Genomic DNA, 24,283 nt, shown 5'->3' on the forward strand with positions numbered 1-24,283 from the left:
ACATGGCTATTGCGACGAAGTATAAGATTAAAGCAGAAAAGCTGAATTTATTTTATGGCGAAAATCAGGCACTTCACGACGTAGATTTAAGTATCGAAACAGGAACCATTGCGGCGTTGATTGGTCCTTCTGGTTGTGGGAAATCTACCTTCCTTCGTACCTTAAACCGTATGAACGATCTGATTGATAGCGTCCGGATCACAGGGAATGTAGCTGTGGATGGACAAAATATTTATGGTTCTGATTCGGATGTCGTTTCCCTACGTAAGCGTGTAGGCATGGTGTTTCAACGTCCGAATCCATTCCCAATGAGTATCTATGATAACATCGCCTATGGTCCGCGGATTCATGGTACGAAGAAAAAGGCAGTTCTAGATGAAATTGTAGAACGTAGTCTCAAACAAGCTGCCCTTTGGGACGAAGTAAAGGATCGATTGAATAAGTCTGCCATGGGATTATCCGGGGGGCAACAGCAACGGTTATGTATAGCTCGTCTACTAGCTGTTGAGCCTGATGTGCTGCTTATGGATGAGCCGACATCGGCCTTAGATCCGATTTCAACATTGAAAGTAGAAGAACTAACACAAACCTTAAAAGAGAAATATACGATTATCATCGTGACACACAACATGCAGCAAGCAGCACGAATATCAGATATGACCTCCTTCTTCCTTAACGGTTATTTAGTAGAAACAGACCAAACCGATAAGATCTTCACTAATCCGAATGATCAACGTACGGAAGATTACATCACGGGCCGATTCGGCTAAAACACATCGAAGGAGAGATATACATGGACGCAAGACCGGGTTTTCATCAATCATTAGCACTGTTACAAAAAGAATTGCAGCAAATGGGTGAAAGTGTAGAAGAACTCATCTACAAATCAGTAGAGTCGCTTGCGAAGCTAGACGAGAAGGCTGCACAGCAAGTCATCCAAAAGGATGATCTCATCGATGATTATTTAACGACCATTGATGAGCTGTGTCTGCGATTAATTGCTTTACAACAACCGATGGCGAGTGATCTGCGAATCATCGGAACGGCGCTCAAAATTGCGACAGACCTGGAACGTATCGCGGATCATGCTGTCGATATTGCCAAGATTACGATTCGGTTTTCAGGTGAGGAGCTTGTAAAGCCGCTAGAAATCATTCCGCAAATGGCTGAAATTGCGATCGAAATGCTTCACGAGAGCCTTCTATCCTATACGGAACGTGATGTACATAGGGCAGCATCACTTGCCGAGAAGGATGACCGCGTAGATAAACTGTATAGTACGGTGATGCAGGAGCTGATGGGGATGATGGGCACGGATTATCATCGGAATCGTCAATTAACCCATCTGTTGTTTGTTGCACACTTCTTGGAGCGTGTGGCAGATCATACTACAAATATCGGCGAAGGCGTCATCTATATGGTTACAGGGAAACGCAAGGATTTGAACGTGTAAGTTAAAAAGCAAATGAGAAGGGCCGCCTCCAAAAGTAGATCCATCTACTTAGGAGGCGGCCCTTTCATTAATTTTGAGGTAACGGGAAGCGAATCAAGAAGGTTGTCCCATTCGTGCTTGAACTGACTTCAATAGTCGCTTGATGCCTTGCCGCAATGCTGTAGCAGATGGCTAAGCCTAGTCCGGTTCCTTCATCCTTCGTGGTAAAGAATGGCCGTCCTAGCTTCTCCAAGTGCTCCGTCTTAATGCCGCTGCCTTGATCTGCAATCATGAGTACAACATGCTCAATGTCCTGGTAGGTTTGAATCGTCAGTGTCCCGCCAATATTCATGGCTTCAAGTCCATTCATACACATGTTCAGGATGAGCTGTCTCATTTCTTTATCATCGAGCTGTATCACTGGGCAATTGCCGAATCGTCCATCGACGTGCTTGCCAGACATCACAGCCTCTGCTTGAATCAGGGGCAGCAAGCTCTCAATAATGCGGTTAATATGCTCGGGCCGCTGATGCGATTGTTTATTTTTGGCAAGCGAGAGGTATTCCGTAATGATCTCATTCGCTCTATCCAATTCTTCTAACATAATGGGGATATATTCTTTCTGCATATGGCGATCATTCTCTTGGAAAAGCTGAAGGAAACCGCGAATAGTCGTCATGGGATTGCGAATCTCATGGGCAATACCTGCGGCCATTTCCCCAACAAGATTCAATTGAGCTAAGCGGGCCATCTCGGCTTCAAATCGCAGACTTTCCGTAATATCAACAGATACGTGAAGCAAGCAGCTTTCATCCTCAATATCGATGATCTCTGTGGAAAGGAGAGCGGTTCGGATTTCGCCCGATTTGGTTTCATACCGTACTTTCTCATTCCGTACGATATCTCCATACTTCGTTACATTGTTGAATTCGTCACGCAACAGATTTAATGGTGTGCCAATAACTTCGTCGCCGTAGCCGGTGTGCTGCTTCCAGCTTTCATTAACATCGAGATAGGTAAGATCAGGAAGACGACGGATGGCCATTAAGGAAGGTGAAAGGATGAACATTTTTTTGAAATGCTCTTGGGAATTCATAAGCTTCTCATGAGCATCCACTAGCTCAGAGGTTCTCTCTTCGACCCAATTTTCAAGAAGCACATTCTGCTCGATTAATTTTGCTTCGGCTTCAGCGAGTTTGCGATTCGTTTCTTCTAGATCCAGGGTGCGTTTATGTAAAAGCTCACTCTGAGCCTTCAGCTTCTGATGGTTCAGATGCATATTCACGAATCCATCTACTTTCATGCGAAGCATTTTGGGATGGACAGGCTTAAATAAATAATCAATTGATCCCACATGATAGCCTCTCAATACATGTTCAATCGAGGTGCTGAGGGCAGTTAAGAAAATGATGGGGATATCTTGACAAGCTTTCCGTTGCTTAATGAGTTCTACGGTTTCAAAGCCGCTGAGTCCTGGCATCTGCACATCCATCAGAATGACCGCGATATGATCGGCAGGCTCTTTTAATAAATATCGAAGCGCTTCCTCCCCTGATTGTAAAGAAATAACGTCATAGGAAGAAGACGCCAGAATGCTATTCAGCGCCAGTAAGTTTTCATAGCGATCATCTACCGCCAAGATTTTTACTTGTTGTTCCATCAATTGTCCTTTCCGCACGAGATCTGCTGTACGCACCTAACAATCCATCCCTCATCTTTTCGAGGAAAAAGTGCAATTCCCTCTTTTTTATTGAAAGTCTTTACATACATTTTACATAAGTTTAATCAAGCCTATCCTATATCGGTGGGGATGATTTTATCGCGATATCCACGTGCCTTTCGCCGAAGCTGCTATGTCAGGAAATTATTAATCGTTTCGAAGCGGGCGTAAGGCTGTATTACGAGGGAGAAGAGTGGGAACATGTGGTGGATCGGAGCGGTCATCATGTGAAAAGCGAGGGGGTCACGCTTTCGCTGTCGTTAGTCATATGCAGCAGTGAGTCCCCCATTGCACTCGAGCACATTTCGCAAACAGCTGCCCAGCTGAAGAAGCATGCGAAGGCACATCAAGGCAGTATTTATTTTTTTCAAGCGATAGGTTAGTACTTACATAGCCCAATTCAATAATCAGAAGGTATAGATCAACTGCTTGAATGAACGAACAATGATGACTTTCTGCTTTCCGATTCGCCTCTCCGATATTTTCTTAATATTCGCCGGATGTATCCAAACCGCATCCATCCCCGTTGAAGCTGCGCCTACCACATCGTTACGCCACGAGTTTCCCACCATCACACTTTGGCCCGCAGCCGTGTTCATTGATTTAAGGGCTTGCTCAAAAATCGCTGGATGCGGTTTGCGTGGACCATCATTCTCCGTAGTAAACAAACGCTCCTGATCAAACCACGAGGTCAGCTTCATTTTCTCCAAATTGCGCTGTAGACGGTTCCGATTACCGTTACTAATGATGGCCAGCTTATATTGGCGAGACAGCGCTTCTAACGTATCTTCTACCCCCGGAAATAAGGCGACGAAATTGTCCTCTCGTTCTTCTACTTGATTGAAAAAAGTTCGTGTAAAAGCCGTATTAACCTGGATAGGAAACGGGTGAAGCGCTTTGATTAAACAAATATGCCGCAGCTCGTCGGGCGAGATGGGGCAACGAATCGGTGTTTTTCGATGGCGGCTCCACTCGGATTTATAGCTAAGCAGTGCCTCTTGCGCGGTCAGTTTCGTATCCTCTGTTTCCCACCTTGCTGTGAAATCCTGCATAACCTCCAGAAAAGCGGAATCGAAGCATTGTCTGCGATCTAAGATCGTATTATTCATATCAAAAAATATAACCTTTTTACGTGTGGGTGAGAAAAAAGGACTCATACGGAGAACCTCCTTCTGAAGACCGGACCATCCAAACTTACAAATAGTAGAATTTATTATGTTGAATCGGATAAATTGGTTACTATTTCTGATAAACGCTTCTGCCCAAGAAGGGCAGCGTAGTCGTTTATTATGTCTCCTTAGATGTTTATGTAGCGAACCGTTTTTTTATTTTTATTTCGTATGCTATGATGAAGGAAGTATGTCTAAAATTGGGGTGGAACTTATGGATAAGCTTATTATTATTGATGGGAACTCAATTGCGTTTCGTGCCTTCTATGCGTTGCCGCTGCTAAGCAATTCAAGCGGTTTACATACCAATGCGGTATACGGATTTACAACGATGCTGCTGAAATTAATAGAAGAAGAAAAGCCAACCCATTTTCTTGTTGCCTTCGATGCGGGGAAAATTACGTTTCGACATAAAGAATATACCGAATATAAAGGCGGTCGTGCGAAAACGCCGACGGAGCTCTCTGAACAATTTCCTCTGATCAAGGAACTGCTGAAAGCGTTCAAAATTCCGCAATTCGAGCTATCTGGCTATGAAGCGGATGATATTATCGGTACATTGACAAAGGCCGCAGATGTCAAAGGGGAGAAAGTTCTTGTCGTATCGGGAGATAAAGATATGCTCCAGCTCGCCTCTGAGCAGGTTACGGTTGCGATTACCCGCAAGGGAATAAGTGAGATGGATTTATACAGTCCAGCGGCTATAAAAGAAATATACGGTCTTACACCGGATCAGTGGATCGATTTAAAAGGTCTCATGGGCGATACGTCCGATAATATTCCGGGTATCCCCGGCGTAGGTGAGAAGACGGCGCTCAAAATGCTGCATGACTTCGGCTCTGTCGAGGAAGTGTTAGCGAACACAGCAAGTCTGAAGGGCAAGATGAAAGAAAAAGTGGAAGAGCATGCACAGAGTGCAATCATGAGCAAGGAGTTGGCAACCATCTACCGTGAGGTTCCGATGGAAACAGCTTGGGATTCGTTCCGCTATGATGGCTTCGACGGACAAGCTCTGTCCGGTATGTTCAGGAAGCTGGAGTTCAAATCATTACTAGAGAAGATGGACTTCGGATCCGTTACCGTGGAAGCTGAAGATCTCGTGGTCGAGAGTTTATCAGCCGTTGCGGTTACAGAAGAGAACATCGAATCCTTGATTGCCAAATTGGATGATCATGCGGCTATCCATGTGGAAGCTGTCGGCGAAAACCCGCATCAAGCCGTCATGGTTGGGGTTGTGTGGTTTATTGACGATGGTGGGGGAAATACATCGTACTATGTGCCATTTACGCTGCTACAGAGTGAAGCAGGCAAACCGCTGCGCGATTGGCTCAGCGATGCTTCTAAGAAGAAGCAGCTCTTCGACCTGCACCGCGCGCAGCTCGCGTTGGCCTGGCAGGGCATCCACCTCGCAGGGGTGGATTTTGACGTGCTGCTGGCCGCTTATCTCCTCGATCCGACGGAGTCGAATCTCAGCTTGAGCGGCCTGTCTGTGAAGTACGGTCTGCCTAACGTGAAGGCAGACGAGGATGTGTTCGGCAAAGGCGCGAAGTTTCGCCTGCCGGAACTATCTGCGCTTAGCGACCACCTGGGTCGCAAAGCGATGGCGATGGCGCGCATGGTTCCTGTGCTGCGCGATGAATTAGAGAAGGGCGAGATGCATCGCCTCTTCTACGAGCTTGAGCTGCCTCTCGCAGGCGTTCTCGCCGAGATGGAAATGCGCGGCATCAGCGTGGATGCCGAAGGGCTTAAAACGCTCGGCGTGGAGCTTGGCAAGCAGTTGGACGCGATCATGTCCAGCATCTACAAGCTCGCCGGCGTCGAGTTCAACATCAACTCACCGAAGCAGCTCGGTGAGATTCTGTTCGAGAAGCTGGGGCTGCCATCTTCGAAGAAGACCAAGACCGGCTACTCGACGGATGCCGAGGTGCTGGAACGTCTTGCGCCCTACAACGAAGTTGTTGGGCAGATCCTGCACTACCGCTCGCTAGCGAAGCTGCAGTCGACGTACGTCGAGGGGCTGCTCAAAGAGGTGCGGCCTGAGACCGGTAAGGTGCACACCTATTACCGGCAGACGATTGCCGCAACGGGACGTCTCAGCAGCCAGTTCCCGAACCTCCAGAACATTCCGATTCGTCTGGAAGAGGGGCGCAAGATCCGCAAGGTCTTCGTTCCATCCGAGCCTGGATGGTACATCCTTGCTGCGGATTACTCGCAGATCGAGCTGCGCGTGCTAGCGCACATCTCGCAGGATGAGAAGATGACGGAAGCGTTCCTTCAAAATATGGACATTCACACAAAGACGGCAATGGACGTCTTCGGGGTGGAGGAAAGCGCCGTCGACAGTAATATGCGCCGTCAAGCGAAAGCCGTTAACTTCGGTATCGTTTACGGCATCAGCGATTGGGGCTTGTCTCAAAACTTAGATATTACCCGTCGCGAAGCGGCACAGTTCATTGAACAGTATTTTGCCGTCTTCCAAGGGGTTCGCCGTTATATGGATGACATTGTGAAGGATGCGCGCAGGGATGGCTATGTCACGACGTTGTTGCAGCGTCGTCGTTATTTGCCTGAAATTACGGCATCGAACTTTAATATACGTTCATTCGCGGAACGTACCGCGATGAACACGCCAATTCAAGGAACAGCCGCGGATATCATCAAGCTTGCCATGGTTCAAATGGCGGACAGATTGGTTAAAGAAGGGCTGAAGAGCCGCATGCTGCTTCAAGTACACGATGAGCTCGTGTTTGAAGTGCCAGCCGATGAGCTGGAAACGATGCGCCAGCTCGTGCCTGAAGTCATGGCCGCGGCGCTTACGCTGGACGTTCCTTTACGTGCAGACGTGGATTTCGGACTTACTTGGTATGATGCGAAGTAACCGTTGCTCTATCAGCTTGAGCCGCTCCCAACATCAAGAAGGAGGTGAACACCTTGCCTGAGCTACCCGAGGTCGAAACCGTCAAACGAACATTAAACGAGTTAATTACTGGGAAAACGATTGCCCATGTTAAGGTCAGGCTGCCTCGCATCATTCAAAAGCCTGACGATATTCAGCAGTTCGAGACGCTGCTGCAAGGACAAACGGTTGAAACGATAGAACGAAGAGGGAAGTTTCTTCGCTTCGTGCTCACGGACTACGTGATGGTTTCCCATTTGCGCATGGAAGGCCGATACGGCTTGTATGCAGGTGATGATCCGCTTGAACCGCACACGCATGTGTTGTTTCGTTTTACTGATGAGAGTGAGCTGAGATACAAGGATGTGCGGCAATTCGGAACGATGCATCTGTTCCCGAAGGGTGATGAGCTTACGCAGCCTCCGCTGGTAAAGCTCGGTCTTGAGCCATTGGACGAGGCGTTTACCTTGGAAGCTTTCCAAGAGGTGATTGCCCATCGTTCCACGAAGATCAAGCCCCTGCTGCTCAATCAAGCATATATCGTGGGCATTGGGAATATTTATGTAGACGAGTCTCTCTTCTTAGCGGGAATCCATCCCGAACGGGAAGCGTCATCGCTGAGCAAGAAGGAGCTTGAATTGTTGCATGAGTCGATTATTCGTACCCTCCAAGATTCGGTTGAGGTAGGCGGCTCATCGATTAAATCGTATGTGAATGGGCAAGGTGAAATCGGCCTTTTCCAACACCAATTGAACATTTATGGCAGACAATCACAGCCCTGCAAAGCTTGTGCAAATGAAATTGTGAAAACAGTGGTGGGAGGCAGAGGGACGCACATTTGTCTCACTTGTCAACCTTTGAAGCCCAAGCGGTCACGAAAGAAGTCAGAGAAATAGGCACCTGTAACATACCCTCCCCATATGATATGGAGTACTTAGCCTGGATAACTAGCTCGCAGAGCTCGTTGATAGGTAAAACGCTTAGGAGGGTTTGTATGCTCCCTGTCATTTCTATGCTCATTTTGGCATTTGCGGTTTCTCTGGACGGTTTCGGTGTTGGTGTGATGTATGGGTTACGCAAAATCCGAATACCGCTAGTATCTATTGGGATAATATCGCTTTGGTCTGGTATCATCATTTTTACTTCGATGCAGATCGGCGTTCTGATGTCTTCCTTCATGCCCCCCTCGTTTGCGAAACGAATTGGCGCCTTGATTTTAATCGGCATTGGTGTTTGGGCTCTTATTCAAATGAGACAAGGGCAGAAAAACCAAGAGAAACAAGACCAACAAGACCAACAAGACCAACAAGACCAAGCCGCTGCTCCTCTTGATCAAGCTGTCGTCAGCAGTATGCCTTACTCGGATATTCGCAACTCGGGCTATGTGGAGCCAATGACGTTTGACACCTTACAACGAACGAAAGAGATACTTAATATTGAACTGAAACGCTTTGGTCTTGTGATTCAAATTTTACGTACACCCTCCATTGCGGATGTTGATAAGTCGGGAAATATTTCAGCCTCTGAGGCCACTTTGCTCGGCTTAGCCCTGTCTTTGGATGCTTTCGGAGCGGGAATCGGTGCTGCCCTCATCGGCTTCGTGCCGTTATTAACGGCTTCTGTCATTTCTATTTCAAGCGGATCCTTACTTGCTGTTGGCTTGCGGATTGGTTTCCGGTATGCCGAGATGACCTGGATGAAGAAGCTGTCTATCCTTCCAGGATGTGTGCTTATTGTCATGGGACTTTTGAAAATGCTATAGTTCACTATCAATGAACTTTTAGGAGGGAAGAGCTTATGAATATCGGCTTAACAGGCGGTATTGCCTGTGGAAAAAGTACGGTTAGCCGTATGCTCGTTAGCCGTGGCGCCCTTTTAATCGATGCCGATCAGATTGCTCGTGATGTTGTCGAGCCTGGCAGCCCTGTTCTTGAACAGGTTGCTGCGCATTTTGGACAAGCTGTGATTGGAACGGATGGATCACTGCAACGCAAGAAGCTTGGTGAAATCATCTTTGGATCCCCTGAAGCGCGAAAGCAGCTGGAGGGGTTGCTTCATCCCCCTATTCGCGCAAGGATGCGTGAACAAATGGCATCGTGTGAACAGGACTATCCCGCGAAGCTTGTTGTGGTTGATGTTCCTTTACTTATAGAATCGAATTTGGTCTCCATGTTTCAGGAGATTATGGTTGTTTATATTCCGCGCCACTTGCAATTGGAACGACTGATGCAGCGAGATGGCTTGTCAGATGAGACCGCGCAGCTTCGGCTTGATGCCCAGATGCCTATCGAGGAGAAACGTAAGCTAGCGGATATCGTCATTGATAATAGCGGGACTTGGGAAGAAACCAACATGAGGGTAGAGCGGTTTTGGGTAGGGAAGGGATTAGCATGACGTTCTTTCGGAAAAAGCGAATGTTTGCTCTTCTGCTTATTGTTTTTGTCATGATCCTCTTCATGAATAGCGCAAAAATAGGTAGAAAGCTATACCCCATCTACTTTCAGCAGGAGATTAAGCAAAGCGCGGCGAAACACAATATAGATCCGTTTCTGATTGCAGCTATTATTCGGGTGGAAACGAATTATCAATATCATTTAGAATCGAGTAAAGGAGCCTTAGGGCTCATGCAGCTTATGCCTGACACAGCCGATTGGATTGTGGAATCTTCAAATTTAGGGCCTCATACACAAGAAGATTTGCTTCGTGTGGATATTAACATTTATTTAGGGTCATGGTATGTAAATTGGTTGATCAAGCATTATAATGGGAATTTAGTCTACGCGATAGCAGCGTATAATGCAGGCCAAGGTAATGTGAATAAATGGAAAAATAATGGCGTTTGGGATGGAACAGAGTCGAATATCCGTGATATTCCGTTTGGGGAAACCCGTCATTATGTGCAGCGCGTCCTCTATTACTATGAGAAGTATACCAAGCTTTATACAGAGCAATGGCAGGATGCAGCTGCCTAGTCTAATCTAGTCTTGCCGCACAAAACAAAGAAGCATTGGACTAGCTCCTAATGGAGCGTAAAGTCCAATACTTCCTGTGTGCAGAGTCAAAAGCGTGTGTTTTCAAGATTACTTGAATTGACCTGCTAGAGATTGTTCTGCGATTTGTACCAGGCGACGAGTAATGCTACCACCAATAGATCCAGTGTCACGAGAAGTCATGTTGCCATAGTAGCCATCTTGTGGGATAGCAATACCAAGCTCTTGAGCTACTTCGTATTTCAACTGATCCAAGGCTGCATTAGCTTGTGGAACGACTAAAGTATTGTTTGAACTCATGTCTGTTCACCTCCTTGTCGGTTGGTAAATCTATTGTGTGCAGAACACCAAACTTCAAGACATGTAACATCTGGTAAAGATATTTCCAAGAGAGAAAGGAGATGAAAGCGAATGAAATGCCCGTTCTGTGACCATTCTGGTACGAAGGTGCTTGATTCGAGGTCTGCCAATGAGAATAAATCCATTCGTCGGCGCCGTGAATGCGAGAAATGCGCGCGAAGATTCACGACTTTTGAAATGGTAGAAGAAACGCCTTTAATTGTGATTAAAAAAGATGGAAGTCGGGAAGAATTTAGTCGTGAGAAAATTTTACGGGGCTTAATTCGCGCTTGTGAAAAAAGACCGGTTTCCATGGAGCGGCTAGAGATGCTCGTCTCCGAAGTCGAAATGCAGCTTCGTACTACGGCTCATGCCGAAGTCGATAGCCTTGGCATTGGTGAAATTGTGATGGAGCAATTGTACCCCGTCGATGAAGTGGCCTACATTCGCTTCGCCTCTGTATACAGGCAGTTCAAGGACATCAACATGTTTTTGAAGGAGTTAACGCAAATATTGGGAAAGCATGACGTCGGTCTACTCCGCGATAAATAAGTAGCGCATACTCTACGTAAATAGCCGCTTCGCCTTGTGAATGATTTCATAAGGCGAAGCGGCTTTATATGTTTTAACTTTGCTTGGGAATTCAGATGATGACACGAATTGATTTGTTTTTTTTCGAAATGTGACAAAAAATAAAAAAAAGACAGCGGTGATCCCGCTGTCTTTTGCTGCTTCATGACGGAGAAGTCAATAAACACGCCACCTCATGAGCTTTTAAAAAAAATTTAATCTATTGACATCAACCGACTGTATTTTTGAATGCGATAAGGCATAATTCGTTTATTGAGTGCGATTGTCCAATTCACTTCGAAGAAACTGAATGAACCGGATGGCTTCTTCAGTTGTTAATACGTTGTTACCAAATGTAAAGGAGAACATGTCCAAAATATCACTTTCTGGGAGATGTAAATGATCGATTAATTGCTTCACATCTAAGCTCATATTGCCGTCAATCATTATTTTACTCACGATTCAGATTTCCTCCTTTGTCGGACTGCCATAATCGGATGGAGGTGGTAGCTGGCTGACATATCGGACTGTAATAGAAATACCAATGTAGTCCCTTTAGCTTTGCGTCACCACTTTTCAATGGGTTTGCCCTTTTCATACCGATAATCGCTCTTATGAAAACTATATCACAGGTTAGGTTTGACTTGCTATTAATTACATTAATTCGAAGGATGGTTGAAATATATGTCCGTCAATAGCCCAAAATCCAGAAAAATGATTCAAGAATTGGATATTGTTAAGGTTGCGGAGGCGTTAGGCATTGATCAAGATCGCTTAATCGCTTATGTCTATTCTCGTCCAGAAGCTATTAACGCATATGTCGAAATTACGCCTGTATCCCTTCGGGTCCTACCTAACCCAAATGAGAAAGCACCGCAACTATAAGTTGCAGTGCTTAAATGAACAAGATTAAACCATTATTTTACAAATATCATTCGTAAATTCAACTGGATCCTGCAGCGGCAAGCCTTCGATCAGGAGAGCTTGATTGTACAAGAGCGCTGTATAGAGGTTCAACTTCTCTTTATCTTTCTCGAAAGCATCCTTCAAGGAAGCGAAAACATCGTGGTTGACGTTGATTTCCAGTACCTTCTCGGCTTTCACGTTCGGGTTGTTCGGCATTGCGTTCAAGATTTTTTCCATTTCGATGGTGACATCGCCATCTGTGGATAAGCAGACAGGATGCTTTCTCAAGCGCTTGGAAGCTTTAACGCTCGACACTTTGCCAGCTAATAAGCCATTCATGTAGTCGAATAGATCTTGGTTTTCCTTTTTGTCAGACTCGGAATCGTTTTGGTTATCCTCGATATCAATACCCAAATCTCCGCTCGAAACAGATCTAAATTCTTTCTCTTTGTAGGTCATAATCATTTTAATTGCGAACTCATCAATGTCATCCGTGAAGTAAAGGATTTCGTACCCTTTATCCGTCACAAGCTCGGTTTGCGGAAGCTTATCGATTCTTTCCATCGATTCACCGGAAGCATAGTAAATGTACTTCTGGTCTTCTGGCATTCTTGAAACATACTCGTCCAATGTGACGAGCTTTTTCTCCTTGGAGGATGAGAACATCAAAAGATCCTGCAGAAGCTCTTTATGCGTGCCGTAGTCGCTGTATACGCCGAATTTAAGCTGTCTGCCGAAGGATTTGTAGAATTGCTCGTATTTCTCTCTCTCATCCTTCAGGAGGCTTTGTAGTGAGCCTTTAATTTTGCTGGAAATGTTCTTAGCAATAAGCTTCAGTTGGCGATCATGCTGAAGCATCTCTCTGGAAATGTTGAGTGATAAGCTTTCGGAATCGACCATACCTTTGACGAAGCTGAAATAGTCAGGAAGCAGATCCGCACATTTATTCATAATGAGAACGCCGTTCGCGTAAAGCTCCAAGCCTTTCTCGTATTCTTTGGAATAGTAGTCATAAGGCATGTTTTCAGGGATAAAGAGGATTGCTTGGTACACAACCGCGCCATCTGCACTTACATGAATATGCTTCAGCGGCTTGTCGAAGCCGTAGTGCTTCTCATGGTAGAACTTCTCGTAATCCTCAGGTGTAAGCTCGCTTTTGTTCTTTCTCCAGATCGGCACCATGCTGTTCACATGCTGCTCTTCTTGATAGTCCTCGAATTCGCTCTCGCTGCCTTCTTTCAAACGCTTGCCGGTAATGTCCATTTTAATCGGGTAGCGGATGAAATCGGAATATTTCTTGATGATCGCTTTGAGGCGATACTCGTCCAAATATTCGTCGTAGTTATCATCTTCGGTATTCGCTTTGATGGAGAGGACGATCTCTGTACCTACGGAATCCTTCTCTGCAGGAGCAATCGTGTAACCGTCTGCGCCATCGGATTCCCATTTGTATGCTGTGTCACTGCCGAGAGCTCTACTGGTTACAGCAATGTGGTCAGCGACCATGAATGCGGAATAGAAGCCTACCCCGAATTGACCGATAATGTTGTGTCCTTCTTTGCTTTCGTTCTCTTTCTTGAAAGCAAGTGAACCGCTCTTCGCGATAATCCCCAAGTTGTTCTCAAGATCTTCCTTGGTCATCCCGATCCCTGTATCGCGGATCGTTAACATGCGATTATCTTTATCAGCAGTAAGTTTGATGAAATAGCTATCTTTGTCAAAAACGAGCGAGTCGTCTGTTAGCGCTTTGTAATAAATTTTGTCAATCGCATCGCTGGAGTTGGAAATAAGCTCTCTTAGAAAGATCTCGCGTTGTGTGTAAATCGAATTAATCATCATTTCCAAAAGACGCTTGGATTCGGCTTGAAACTGTTTCTTTTCCACGGATAGATCTCCTTTCGAATATGTAACAGGTTTAATAATTAGCACTCGCACACTGTGAGTGCTATACACTAACTTTATAACATCCCTGAAATTTAATGTCAATTGGTAAAGGGGATTTTATCTGATGTGGTAGGCAGTTAACATTGCGATGACGTATATAAATACGATGTAATGATGTCTCCAGGGCAGATAACACTGTCAAAAATGCAAAAGTGCAGTTTTGGAATTGGTTTACCTTCATTAATTAGAAATTGATGCAAATAGGCATCAATTTGTTGCAATTGGAGGAGATAATCTTGAAATTCGTTAAAAAGGTTGCATATTTGCACGCATTCGCTAATTCCGAGGGTGAATGTGGAGAAAAGGTTGCATATTTGCATTTTTCAGAAGTTCAATCCAACATTTCTCAACAGAAGCCTCAAACAACCTCCAATAGGATAACCTCCAAGAGTTCCACCACCATTCCTACACCTCCACAATCCCCACGGATCCAGCATCACCGCCCATCCACCACCAAACCCCACGCCCCACGCCTCCACCAATCTCACGCATCTACCACCACCTACTCACCTAACACACATAAACTCACCACATCATGCGCATAGGATCCCTTTTTACAAGCTCATAACGAAGAATATGCTTTCCTTCAGCTCCTGTTTGCGGGGCAAACCAGCCTTTTTTGCAGAGTGATTGGAGCACTCGAACAGCTGAGCGGTAGTTGATATCAAGATGTGTCCTAACATCAATGGGGCGCAAAGGCTGAGCCAGCGTATAGGCTAGCCGAAGGATCTCTCGTTCCATGACATTGTCGAGAGTTACCGGTGACGAAGTCGCTTGAAATCGACTAATCAACATACGTAGCAGTGTGATACATAAGTCAGGGCGATTTACAACATCATCATAAGAAAATGAAATCACTTGATATCCCATCGCGGCTAAAAATGTTTCCCGGTTCAGCTCGTTACAATATTTTTGCCTGTCCATATCTCTGACATGTGGGCCAAAGCCCTTAATTTCGATGATCAGCTTAACGAACTTCGTCAGCCAAACGAAATCGCAGAAATAAGATAATCCTCTCCAATCGAGGACTTCGAATTCCGGATGCAAATCGTCGAAATTTCCTCGCAGCATCCACCAGACATTGTGACAAAATAGCCTTTCGGCCTCCCGATGTCCGCGCTCCAAGCGGCCTCTGCGTTCTCCTGTCCTATTATCCAGATGGTTTTGAATCCATAAAGCATGCATGTTCTCGGAATCCATAGTGGCAAATTCCTCCCCATAAATAAAGAAAGAACGCCCCTGTGCCATTCATGAACAAATGGACAGGGACGTTCTTCGTCTCTTGGAAATACGTATATGGGAAATTACGTCAATACGCCACCCTATTTCCCAGAAGCATCGCGAATATCGGTGCTCTCCAGTATGGCTTTCGGATATCCGTCTCGTGCGACAGAGATCATGGCACGGCCAATCTGCTCGGAGCTGATGACGGAATTAGGGAACCATTTATGCAAGAGTGGGAAAATCGGGCGCAAGATGACAATAAAGGTCTGGTATAGCTTGGTTTTGGATTTGACGCCATTCTTCGGCAGAATAGCGCCTGGTCGGAACATATAGGCTGACTTGAAAGGCAGCTTAAGGAGGGCATTTTCCGTTTTGCCTTTTACACGCGCCCACATGCTGCTGCCTTGCTCGGTACTGTCGGTACTCGCGCCCGTCACGTAGACGAAGGTCATCTGGGGCTGGACTTTGACTAACGTATTTGCAATGCTCATGGTCAGATCGTAGGTGATCGCGTGATACTTCTCCTCACTCATGCCCACAGAAGAAACGCCGAGGCAGAAGAAGCAAGCATCTATGCTCGAAAGCTCTTCCGTAAGTGCTGATAAGTCGGTGATATCCTTGAGAACATGCTCATGGAACTTCGCTTGGGACTGATGAGTAGCGCTACGACCGATGGATACTACGTTATTAACTTGAGGATCGAGCAGACATTCACGAAGGACGCTTTGTCCGACCATCCCCGTTGCTCCAAAAATTAGAACATTCATAGACAGGGTACCACCTTTCGCAAATCGTTTAGGAGAGCAGTATGAATAAGAGACATAATATCACGCCATTAGCCCTAGATTCAAAGTGATGCATGTGAGCAAAAAGTTTATAAGCGGTGCAGCTTGCGATAGGAGGAAGGCGTCATTTTCATACGTTTCTTGAACACGCGGCTTAAATAAAACTCATTCTCAAAGCCGCACTGTCCAGCAATTTGCTGTAAGGTCATATCGGAGCCTAGCAGCAGCTTCTGCACTTTCTGAATACGCAAAGAGGTTAAGTAATCGATCGGCAGCATGCCTGTCGATTTCTTGAATCTACGGGTAAATTGCACCTGCGTCAAACCCAGTTCCATGGCAATATCTTTCATGATACAAGTGTATGACGCTTGTTCATGTAGACGCCCCGTGGCCTCCTGAATAAGGGCATCCTTGCCGTTCGTGATACCAGGAACCCAAGGAGAAGCCGCGGCTGGGCTAGCCGAATAGGCCTCCTCCACAACCTGCATCCAAATGTCGGTGAGTACATGTTGACGCAGGGATGAGGCGACGGTGCCCTCGTGTTGGAACCATTTTTTCAAGTAGGCAAAGTTAGAAGACAGTCGATTGAGATCTTGAATTGAGCTTTTCCCTGCAGGGATAACGGCGTTGTCTTCGATAGTTAACGGACGTCCTGCCTCATCGACCCATTGCAGCAGCATGACGTGAAACGATAAGGTCTGAACGACTTCTCTTCGAAAAATAACCCCCGGTGGACATAGCACAAAATCTCCGAAAGCGGCTGTCCCCTCGTGACCAGCGATCCGGTAGGTAAAGATCCCCGTTTCCACAGCAAACAGCACCCAAAATTCATTGGAATCCTCTTGGAGTTGAAAGGCTGTCTTCTCCTTCCAGTACATATGGCCGAGCAAATGGGGTCTTACTCGTACAGCATCTAGTGGTTGCATTGCCCTTGCCTTCCTCTCATCTCGAATCAAAAAAGTGAACTGAAATCCTCTCTTTTTATCATAGTAGATACGCATGAAAGAAGGAAGTTCTTTAATGAAATTTTGTATAAGTTCTTGATAATAGCGTGCATGGTTTAAAGCGTTATCAATCCTTTAAAATAAGGGTAATCACAGATTTCATGGAGGTTATCCAATGAGAGAAGAATGGGTAAAAAGGGATATCACGGTCATCGGTGGCGGACTTTCGGGAGTGTGTGCAGCGATTGCTGCCGCGAGACTAGGTCAGACGGTGGCTTTGATTCAAAATAGACCCGTACTCGGGGGAAATTCATCGAGTGAGGTTCGTGTCTGGGTTTGCGGAGCAACCTCGCATGGCATTAATCGGTATGCACGAGAAACAGGTATCATGGGTGAGTTGTTTGTAGAGAATCAGTACCAGAATCCAGATGGAAATCCCTATCTATGGGATGTAATTGTGCTGGAAGCGGTGCGTGCGGAGGCGAATATTCAACTTTTTCTCAATACGGATGTGCATGAGGTGGAAGCGGATGGTGGCGAGGACGCGCGTGTCATTCGCTCTGTAACGGGGTGGATGATGGGCTCCGAACGACGCATTCGTTTCGAAAGTGACGTTTACTTGGATTGTACCGGTGATGGACTTATCGGGTTCCTGGCGGGTGCTAAATTTCGTATCGGCCGTGAGGCTCGAGAAGAGTTTCAGGAGGAATGGGCGCCTGAGATTGCGGATGACATCACACTCGGAAGTACGATATTATTTTATACCAAAGATGTCGGTCATCCCGTCAAATATCACCCGCCAAGCTTCGCCAAGGATATTACAACTACCTCGATTCCGATCAAACGCGTGATCCGAAGCGGCGATTCAGGCTGCCATTATTGGTGGATTGAGTGGGGCGGCGAGCTAGACACGGTTCATGAGAACGAGCGTATTCGGGACGAATTATGGTCGGTTATTTATGGGATTTGGGATTATATCAAAAATTCAGGTCAATTCGACTCGGCGCATATGACGCTTGAATGGGTAGGGGCTTTACCTGGAAAAAGAGAATACCGCCGCTTCATCGGGGATTATATACTCAATCAGAATGATATTCTGGCTCAAACGAGGGTCGAGGATACCATCGCCTTCGGTGGATGGTCCATTGATTTACACCCGCCGCAGGGGATGTATTCAACGGAGAGCGGATCCAAGCATTTGCATGCGGACGGCATTTATCATATTCCGTTTCGGAGTTTGTATTCCGTCAATGTGTCCAACATGCTGATGGCTGGACGGAACATAAGCGCATCGCATGTAGCCTTTGGTACGACAAGGGTCATGGCGACCTGCGCCGTCATAGGGGAGGCTGCCGGAACGGGAGCGGCTCTATGTGTCCAGAAGCAAGTGACACCGCGTGAACTGAATCAGAAGCATTGCAAGGAGCTGCAGCAGGTGCTGCTCCGACAGGATGCCTCGTTGATAGGCGTGCGGAATGAGGATGAGCGAGATCTTGGGCGTGTGGCCAAGGTGAGTGCGTCCTCTACGTTAACGCAGCTGAGTGTGTCACACGCCGTAGAGCCTAGGCGATTGATTGACGATGTAGCTGTATTGTTCCCTGTTGCACCGCAGTTGAATGGCTTCGAGCTGCTTGTCGATGTGAGTGAAGCGACGACCATTCATGTGGAGCTGTGGGATACGGGCAGAGCGGAGAACTACGTGCCGAAAGGGCTGATCATGCAGGCGGAGGCAACTGTAGAGGTTGGCGAACGGCAGTGGATCGGCTTTTCGCTGAGCTGGCAGCCTGACGAGGAGCAGAATGCTTTCGTCATCGTGAGGGCGAATGAACATGTCGTGGTGTATCATTCCGATCAACAGCAGACAGGAGCGATCGCCTTTGTACGTGGCACGAAGCCGATTGTGGATCCAAAACTGGAGAATCATCAGCCTGATCAGCCGGTTGTTCAGTGGAGCATGAAAAATGGTGTAGATCGCAAGCCAATCTGCTTCCGACTCACTTCAGAGACGCGTGCCTTCTCTGCTGAGAAGGTGACGAATGGCTTTCTGCGGCCGTATGGCGGCCCCCATCAGTGGATGTCAGAGTCAATCGTTGATGGACGAGAAGAGTGGCTAGAGCTTCGTTGGGACGAATCACACCTTCTGCGATATATACAAGTAACCTTTAATGATAATGTGCACGAGGATTTAATTAATCTACACGCGTTTAGAACGAGTGATGAAGTAAGACCTGAGTTGGTGAAGGATTATCGTTTGGAGGCTTATGCCGAAGGAGAGTGGGTAGTCCTGCAGCGCGTAGCGAACAATCGGAAACGTACGAATAGATTGCAACTGGAAGCAGCCATTTCCACGGATCGGTTGCGACTTGTTGTGGAATCGACAAATGGTTGCCCATGTGCGGAAGTGATTGAGGTACGGGTTTATGGTTAGAGGTATAAAATAGAGGTATATTTCACTTAGGTACGACAGTAATGAACACAGCTGAAGTCTCATATATCATTTAGAAAAAGTTATTAAAGAGTTTCTTCTAAATGAAAGGAGACTGCCTGATGGACATACCAAGACGGAATCAAGGTGTGTACGGAAATGTGCCTCAGCCTATTCGAAGTGATGGCGCCGGAGGGATGGATACCGGTCCTCGAGATATTATGAGGGATATGGAAAACCCTGATATGATAGTTCCTCCAATTACGGATTCTGGCTTGCTGCCGAATTTGAAGTTTTCATTTTCAGACACCTCGATGAAATTAAATTACGGGGGCTGGTCACGAGAAATTACCGCAAGAGAATTACCCATTGCGACAACCCTAGCAGGTGTAAATATGAGTTTGACGCCTGGGGGTGTTCGAGAATTGCATTGGCATCAACAAGCAGAATGGTCCTATATGATTTTAGGTCGAGCACGAATTACAGCAATAGACCAAAATGGCAGGAATTTTATTGCCGATGTAGGTCCGGGGGATCTTTGGTACTTTCCGCCTGGACTTCCGCACTCCATTCAAGGGTTAGAACATTGCGAATTCTTACTTGTTTTTGATGACGGTAATTTTTCTGATCTGAATACCATATCCATCTCCGACTGGTTTTCACGAACGCCCAAAGATGTATTATCTGCTAATTTTGGAGTACCCGTGAGTGCCTTTACCAATATTCCTACAGAGCAGGTTTATATTTATCAAGACAAGGTCCCGGGTTCACTAGAAAGCGAGAAGGTACAGTCCCCTTACGGAACTATTCCACAGAGCTTCAAGCATCAGCTGCTTTCACAAACACCCATTAAAACGTCAGGCGGCAGCGTCAGAATCGTAGACTCTACTAATTTTCCGATATCCAAAAATATTGCAGCTGCGCTTGTTGAAATTGAACCCGGTGGAATGAGAGAGTTGCATTGGCATCCGAATAACGATGAATGGCAATACTACCTAACCGGACAGGGACGAATGACGGTTTTTACGGGTAATGGTAACGCACGCACATTTGATTATCGAGCTGGCGATGTCGGCTATGTGCCATTTGCTACAGGTCACTATATTCAGAATACGGGTACACAATCGTTATGGTTTTTGGAAATGTTTAAAAGTGATCGGTTCGAGGATGTGTCGTTAAATCAATGGATGGCGCTTACTCCTCGCGATCTGGTTAGTACGAATTTGAATGTGGGTCCAGAGGTATTGAATGCGCTGCGTAAGGAAAAGTGGCCAGTCGTCAAATATCCGGGATTCTCTTATTACCCGAAATGACAAACAAGAAGGCTATCTCATGTAGATTATCTACTTGAGATAGCCTTTTCGCGTTGAACGTAATATCACAGTTAAATTCACCACAACCTCATCAAAGCTCGCCGTTTGCTTATAAGTTCGGAAGCCAATCTTACCACTGGTGAACGTACTGTCCGTCACAGAGACGAGGTGGATTGCTGAAATTGAAAAGCCTCCTTTTTTTGGTAAAGTTAGCCTTTCAATCCTGAGTTTGCAAATCCCTCAACAAACCATTTTTGACATATAATGACGACGATAAGCAGTGGCACAAGACCAGAAACGGAAGCAGCCATCGAAAGTACATAATTGGTTCCAAATTCCTCCACGTAGCTCGTTAATCCTAATGGAATTGTAAACAAGTGCTTCTCGCGAAGCATGATGAGCGGGGTTTCATATTCACTCCAATGCCATGTGAAGGAGAGAATTAATAGCGTAACGATTGCGGGCTTGACTAGCGGCAAACTAATTTGCCAGAACGTTCGCCAGTAACCGGCCCCATCAACTCGACCTGCCTCCAATAGCTCGTTTGGAAGACTGCTGAAAAACTGACGCATTAAGAAAGTACCGAATACGGTGAATAAGCCTGGTAAAATAATGGAGGCATGTGTATTGATTAGCTGCAGCTGATCGAACAAGATGAAGCGGGGAAGAAGTAATACTTGGCCCGGAATCATCATCGTTGATAAATAGAGTAGAAACAGGAAGTTACGTCCTTTGAAACGGATTTTGGCAAAGGCGTAGCCAGCCATGGCACTTGTGAGCAGGTTACCGGCGACAGTGATCCCTGTAATTTTGATTGAATTCCAATAGAATAAATAGAAAGGATCTGTACCGGTCCATACTTTCTTATAATTCTCAAAATGCCATGTATTCGGAATCCAATCGATCGGATATTTGAACACCTCGCCATTAATCTTGAATGAAGTAGAAATCATCCAAAGAAAAGGAAGAATCATGACGATGGAGATACCCGCCATAATGAGTGAAATGAAAATCTTGAGCCAAATGCTACCCATGCTTGCTCTGACAATCGAAGTATTTCGAGTTGTTTCAATAGGTACACTAGTTTCCATGGGGTGTAAGCTCCTTTACAATTAGAAGTGCTGCTGCCAACGTTTCTGGCTCTGCCATTGAATGATGGTGACAACGAAGATGATGGCGAATAGCACCCACGAAACGGTAGCTGCATAGCCCATTTTGTAGAAACGAAAGGCAAGTAAATAGATGTGATAGGATAATACCATCGTTGAATCAATGGGTCCGCCCTGCGTCATAATATTAATCGGTCCGAAAATTTGGAAGGACCCGATAATGAGCGTTATAGCAACGAGAAAAGTGGTTGGTGTGAGCATAGGAACGGTGATTTGGAAAAACTGGCGAATTTTTGAAGCCCCATCTATCTCCGATGCCTCATATAAATCCTTCGAGATCCCTTGTAGACCAGCAAGGTAAATGACCATTGAATACCCAATTGTCACCCATACCTGCATGATAATGATAGCGAATAGAGCAGAATTAGGGCTGGATAACCAACCAGGTGGATGTGCAATGCCGATCACCTTGAGAGCTTGGTTTATCGGTCCATCGGAGGCACGGTACATAATGCTCCATATAACGGATACAGCAACAAGTGAGGAAGCATAGGGGAGGAAAATAAGTGTTCGCAAAGTTTGTTTAAAGAATACATACTTATTAAGAACAATTGCAAACAGGAGTCCTATGATAATGGAAGCGGGAACACTGACCATGGTGAAAATCATATTATTTTTCAGTGCTTTGACGAATTTCGGATCACTGCCCAGCGCTTTGAAATTATCTAAGCCAACCCATTCGATCCCAGCGAACCCTTTGAGATATTCCCAGTCCACGAATACGAGGTAGAGACTGAATAAGATGGGCAGCAATATAAAGATGAAGTACCCAGAGAAGTTGGGCAAAATGAAAAGGTAGCCTGCAAGGTTTTCACTGAATTTCGCGTTATGCCAAAAATGTCGTTTCTTCATAGTAGGACACCCTTTCGAATTCTTGTGTTAGACTAACTTTACCAAGTTCTGGAACGGATGCACATAGCGTAAACGTGATCTTTTCTGTAGTTTGATTGAAAAAACCTCCGACAAGAATCTGCCGGAGGTTACTCTGAAGCCTTTATTTCTTAGCGCCTTTAATCGTCGTATCGGCACGCGATTTCATTGTTTCCACTGCTTTGTCAATCGGTTGAGCACCAAGCAGGTATTTTTCCATTTCATCCTTAAAGATGGCTCTTAATTCTGTCGGTACAGGTACGTTGTAGGAAGTAGGGAATGTGTAATTACCAGCTAAAAGTGCCTTCAAGGAAGCTTCATCGATCAGATCTTTCGCATCGCCAATGAGGATGGAAGCGATTTTAGCAGGATCAGCCTTTTTGCTTGTTGGGATCCGGCCGCCTGGAACCATCGACATATTCCCTTCTTGCAAATACCAGGAGATGAATTTCATAGCTGCTTCTTTGTTTTTACTGTTTTTATTAATGGACATATAGTCACCCATACCGCCGCCTGGATTAATATTGCTGCCAGCAGTGAATTGCGGATAAGGAGCGAAGGCTACTTTGAAATCATGCGGGAAGCTCTTAATGTCCTTAATATAGCGGATGATGTAAATTTGGGAAGCCATCATGGCCGCTTTCCCTGTCAGAAGCTCATTCTGCACAGTAATTTTACCGGCAACAGCCTCGGAATATTTCATCATAATGCCCTTGTCTTCCAAGTTCTTCTGCAACTCCAAGCCTTTCTTCATTGCTGGGCTGTTGAAGTTGGATGTGCCGTCAGCGGCGATTACCCAGTCTTGGGGTTTGGATGTTTGTAGAACGGTATCACCGAACCAGCCAAGAGCAGGATCTAGCATAGTACCCTTCATAGCCCCTTTGTTAAGCTTAGTAGCCATTGCACTGAAATCATCCCACGTCCAAGCGGTTGGCAGTTTCTCGCCAGCTTCGTCGAGAGCTTTCATATTGAAAAGAACAGCACCCAAATTCTTGTTCGCAGGGAGATAATAATATTTACCGTCTGCGAATTTCTTGATGTTAGCTGCTCCAATAATGCCTTCAACATCAAAGCCTGCTTTGGCGATCAGATCGTCTAGGGGTTCAGCCATGCCAGCAGCTTGTCGTTTCGTCATATAGGCATCGCCATAATTCATATAGAGATCAGGAGCGTCCGTATTGGAAAGAAGAGCGGTTTCCAGTTTCAAGTTACCAGGATCGTCATTCACGTAACGCGTATATTCAACCTTAATGTTAGGATTCGCTTTATTCCAGTTGTCGACCGCTTCCTGTGGTCCACTTTCAGGTGGTACACCACCCCAGAATTTAAGTGTAATTGGTTTCTGTGCTTCAGGTGTAGGGGTAGCCGCTGCTACAGTTGCAGCTGGTGCGACGGTTGCAGCTGCAGACGGTGAAGCTTCTGGTGTTTTAGAACAACCGGTTATGAGAACGCTTACAGCAAGAGCGATTGATGCTCCCATGCCTAATACTTTTTTCATTTGTTCATCCCCTTTTCTTTTGGTAGTTAAATCGTAATGCAAATTTTCCCGAAAAGAAACGGAGTATTCTTTACGAAGTAAGCATTATT

General features: G+C 45.9%; 23 protein-coding genes and 1 riboswitch. Of the genes, 12 read left to right on the top strand and 11 right to left on the bottom strand.

Going from position 1 to position 24,283, the window contains the following annotated elements; translation table 11 throughout:
- Nucleotides 1–2 precede the first annotated feature (2 nt).
- Both pstB and phoU read left to right on the top strand, forming a co-directional pair.
- Nucleotides 3–770 (top strand): phosphate ABC transporter ATP-binding protein PstB, encoded by a 768-nt coding sequence (gene pstB / locus AC58PQ_RS06225; RefSeq protein ID WP_497241089.1) that lies wholly within the window; start codon nucleotides 3–5, stop codon nucleotides 768–770.
- Between the two features lie 23 nt (nucleotides 771–793).
- Complete coding sequence (phoU, locus tag AC58PQ_RS06230) at nucleotides 794–1,453, top strand: phosphate signaling complex protein PhoU (RefSeq protein ID WP_497241090.1); 660 nt, start codon at nucleotides 794–796, stop codon at nucleotides 1,451–1,453.
- A 67-nt stretch (nucleotides 1,454–1,520) separates the two neighbouring features.
- Here the strand turns inward: phoU and AC58PQ_RS06235 are convergent, their stop codons facing one another.
- Complete coding sequence (locus AC58PQ_RS06235; RefSeq protein WP_497241091.1) at nucleotides 1,521–3,128, bottom strand: response regulator; 1,608 nt, start codon at nucleotides 3,126–3,128, stop codon at nucleotides 1,521–1,523.
- Between the two features lie 227 nt (nucleotides 3,129–3,355).
- Between AC58PQ_RS06235 and AC58PQ_RS06240 the strand changes: the two genes are divergently transcribed.
- Nucleotides 3,356–3,535: a hypothetical protein gene (locus AC58PQ_RS06240; RefSeq protein WP_497241092.1), complete on the top strand. Its 180-nt coding sequence runs from the start codon at nucleotides 3,356–3,358 to the stop codon at nucleotides 3,533–3,535.
- 24 nt (nucleotides 3,536–3,559) lie between these two features.
- Here AC58PQ_RS06240 and AC58PQ_RS06245 read toward each other — a convergent pair whose 3' ends face one another.
- On the bottom strand, nucleotides 3,560–4,309 hold the full coding sequence (locus AC58PQ_RS06245) for an HAD family hydrolase (RefSeq protein ID WP_497241093.1): 750 nt from the start codon (nucleotides 4,307–4,309) through the stop codon (nucleotides 3,560–3,562).
- 226 nt (nucleotides 4,310–4,535) lie between these two features.
- On the opposite strand from AC58PQ_RS06245, the gene polA reads away from it, so the two are divergent.
- The 5 genes from polA (at nucleotide 4,536) to AC58PQ_RS06270 (ending at nucleotide 10,189) form a co-directional block, all read left to right on the top strand.
- Complete coding sequence (gene polA, locus AC58PQ_RS06250; RefSeq protein ID WP_497241094.1) at nucleotides 4,536–7,199, top strand: DNA polymerase I; 2,664 nt, start codon at nucleotides 4,536–4,538, stop codon at nucleotides 7,197–7,199.
- Between the two features lie 53 nt (nucleotides 7,200–7,252).
- Entirely contained in the window at nucleotides 7,253–8,113 is an 861-nt protein-coding gene (gene mutM / locus AC58PQ_RS06255; RefSeq protein WP_497241095.1) for a DNA-formamidopyrimidine glycosylase, read from the top strand.
- A gap of 98 nt (nucleotides 8,114–8,211) precedes the next feature.
- A complete protein-coding gene (locus tag AC58PQ_RS06260) occupies nucleotides 8,212–8,979 on the top strand; it encodes an MntP/YtaF family protein (RefSeq protein WP_497241096.1) in 768 nt (255 codons plus the stop codon).
- A gap of 35 nt (nucleotides 8,980–9,014) precedes the next feature.
- On the top strand, nucleotides 9,015–9,611 hold the full coding sequence (gene coaE, locus AC58PQ_RS06265; protein ID WP_497241097.1) for a dephospho-CoA kinase: 597 nt from the start codon (nucleotides 9,015–9,017) through the stop codon (nucleotides 9,609–9,611).
- On the top strand, nucleotides 9,608–10,189 hold the full coding sequence (locus AC58PQ_RS06270; protein ID WP_497241098.1) for a lytic transglycosylase domain-containing protein: 582 nt from the start codon (nucleotides 9,608–9,610) through the stop codon (nucleotides 10,187–10,189). Before coaE ends, AC58PQ_RS06270 begins: the two co-directional genes overlap by 4 nt.
- Nucleotides 10,190–10,297: 108 nt before the next feature.
- Here AC58PQ_RS06270 and AC58PQ_RS06275 read toward each other — a convergent pair whose 3' ends face one another.
- Complete coding sequence (locus tag AC58PQ_RS06275; protein WP_497241099.1) at nucleotides 10,298–10,507, bottom strand: alpha/beta-type small acid-soluble spore protein; 210 nt, start codon at nucleotides 10,505–10,507, stop codon at nucleotides 10,298–10,300.
- Nucleotides 10,508–10,618: 111 nt separating this feature from the next.
- Between AC58PQ_RS06275 and nrdR the strand changes: the two genes are divergently transcribed.
- Entirely contained in the window at nucleotides 10,619–11,098 is a 480-nt protein-coding gene (nrdR, locus tag AC58PQ_RS06280; protein WP_056616650.1) for a transcriptional regulator NrdR, read from the top strand.
- Between the two features lie 288 nt (nucleotides 11,099–11,386).
- Here the strand turns inward: nrdR and AC58PQ_RS06285 are convergent, their stop codons facing one another.
- Nucleotides 11,387–11,575 carry a hypothetical protein gene (locus AC58PQ_RS06285; protein ID WP_497241100.1) on the bottom strand — a complete coding sequence of 63 codons (189 nt, stop codon included), beginning with the start codon at nucleotides 11,573–11,575 and terminating at the stop codon, nucleotides 11,387–11,389.
- Nucleotides 11,576–11,618: 43 nt separating this feature from the next.
- Nucleotides 11,619–11,716: riboswitch (cyclic di-GMP riboswitch) on the bottom strand.
- 84 nt (nucleotides 11,717–11,800) lie between these two features.
- Here AC58PQ_RS06285 and AC58PQ_RS06290 point away from each other — a divergent pair.
- Entirely contained in the window at nucleotides 11,801–12,001 is a 201-nt protein-coding gene (locus AC58PQ_RS06290; RefSeq protein ID WP_497241101.1) for a hypothetical protein, read from the top strand.
- A 24-nt stretch (nucleotides 12,002–12,025) separates the two neighbouring features.
- Here the strand turns inward: AC58PQ_RS06290 and htpG are convergent, their stop codons facing one another.
- The 4 genes from htpG to AC58PQ_RS06310 all read right to left on the bottom strand — a co-directional run bounded on the left by htpG (nucleotide 12,026) and on the right by AC58PQ_RS06310 (nucleotide 16,901).
- On the bottom strand, nucleotides 12,026–13,906 hold the full coding sequence (gene htpG, locus AC58PQ_RS06295; protein ID WP_497241102.1) for a molecular chaperone HtpG: 1,881 nt from the start codon (nucleotides 13,904–13,906) through the stop codon (nucleotides 12,026–12,028).
- A gap of 585 nt (nucleotides 13,907–14,491) precedes the next feature.
- The gene (locus tag AC58PQ_RS06300) at nucleotides 14,492–15,166 is read right to left on the bottom strand and encodes a DUF559 domain-containing protein (RefSeq protein ID WP_497241103.1); all 675 of its coding nucleotides are present in this window, start codon (nucleotides 15,164–15,166) and stop codon (nucleotides 14,492–14,494) included.
- A gap of 122 nt (nucleotides 15,167–15,288) precedes the next feature.
- Nucleotides 15,289–15,957: an NAD-dependent epimerase/dehydratase family protein gene (locus AC58PQ_RS06305; RefSeq protein ID WP_497241104.1), complete on the bottom strand. Its 669-nt coding sequence runs from the start codon at nucleotides 15,955–15,957 to the stop codon at nucleotides 15,289–15,291.
- Between the two features lie 107 nt (nucleotides 15,958–16,064).
- The gene (locus AC58PQ_RS06310) at nucleotides 16,065–16,901 is read right to left on the bottom strand and encodes a helix-turn-helix domain-containing protein (RefSeq protein WP_497241105.1); all 837 of its coding nucleotides are present in this window, start codon (nucleotides 16,899–16,901) and stop codon (nucleotides 16,065–16,067) included.
- A gap of 193 nt (nucleotides 16,902–17,094) precedes the next feature.
- Here AC58PQ_RS06310 and AC58PQ_RS06315 point away from each other — a divergent pair, with 193 nt between their 5' ends.
- Nucleotides 17,095–19,347 carry an FAD-dependent oxidoreductase gene (locus tag AC58PQ_RS06315; protein ID WP_497241106.1) on the top strand — a complete coding sequence of 751 codons (2,253 nt, stop codon included), beginning with the start codon at nucleotides 17,095–17,097 and terminating at the stop codon, nucleotides 19,345–19,347.
- Nucleotides 19,348–19,466: 119 nt separating this feature from the next.
- The gene (locus AC58PQ_RS06320) at nucleotides 19,467–20,657 is read left to right on the top strand and encodes an oxalate decarboxylase family bicupin (protein ID WP_497241107.1); all 1,191 of its coding nucleotides are present in this window, start codon (nucleotides 19,467–19,469) and stop codon (nucleotides 20,655–20,657) included.
- A gap of 209 nt (nucleotides 20,658–20,866) precedes the next feature.
- Here AC58PQ_RS06320 and AC58PQ_RS06325 read toward each other — a convergent pair whose 3' ends face one another.
- The 3 genes from AC58PQ_RS06325 to AC58PQ_RS06335 all read right to left on the bottom strand — a co-directional run bounded on the left by AC58PQ_RS06325 (nucleotide 20,867) and on the right by AC58PQ_RS06335 (nucleotide 24,194).
- On the bottom strand, nucleotides 20,867–21,748 hold the full coding sequence (locus AC58PQ_RS06325) for a carbohydrate ABC transporter permease (RefSeq protein ID WP_497241108.1): 882 nt from the start codon (nucleotides 21,746–21,748) through the stop codon (nucleotides 20,867–20,869).
- 21 nt (nucleotides 21,749–21,769) lie between these two features.
- A complete protein-coding gene (locus AC58PQ_RS06330; RefSeq protein ID WP_497241109.1) occupies nucleotides 21,770–22,678 on the bottom strand; it encodes a carbohydrate ABC transporter permease in 909 nt (302 codons plus the stop codon).
- A gap of 142 nt (nucleotides 22,679–22,820) precedes the next feature.
- Nucleotides 22,821–24,194: an ABC transporter substrate-binding protein gene (locus AC58PQ_RS06335; RefSeq protein ID WP_497241110.1), complete on the bottom strand. Its 1,374-nt coding sequence runs from the start codon at nucleotides 24,192–24,194 to the stop codon at nucleotides 22,821–22,823.
- Between the last annotated feature and the right edge of the window lie 89 nt (nucleotides 24,195–24,283).

This window comes from Paenibacillus sp. J22P143 (assembly GCF_059692035.1).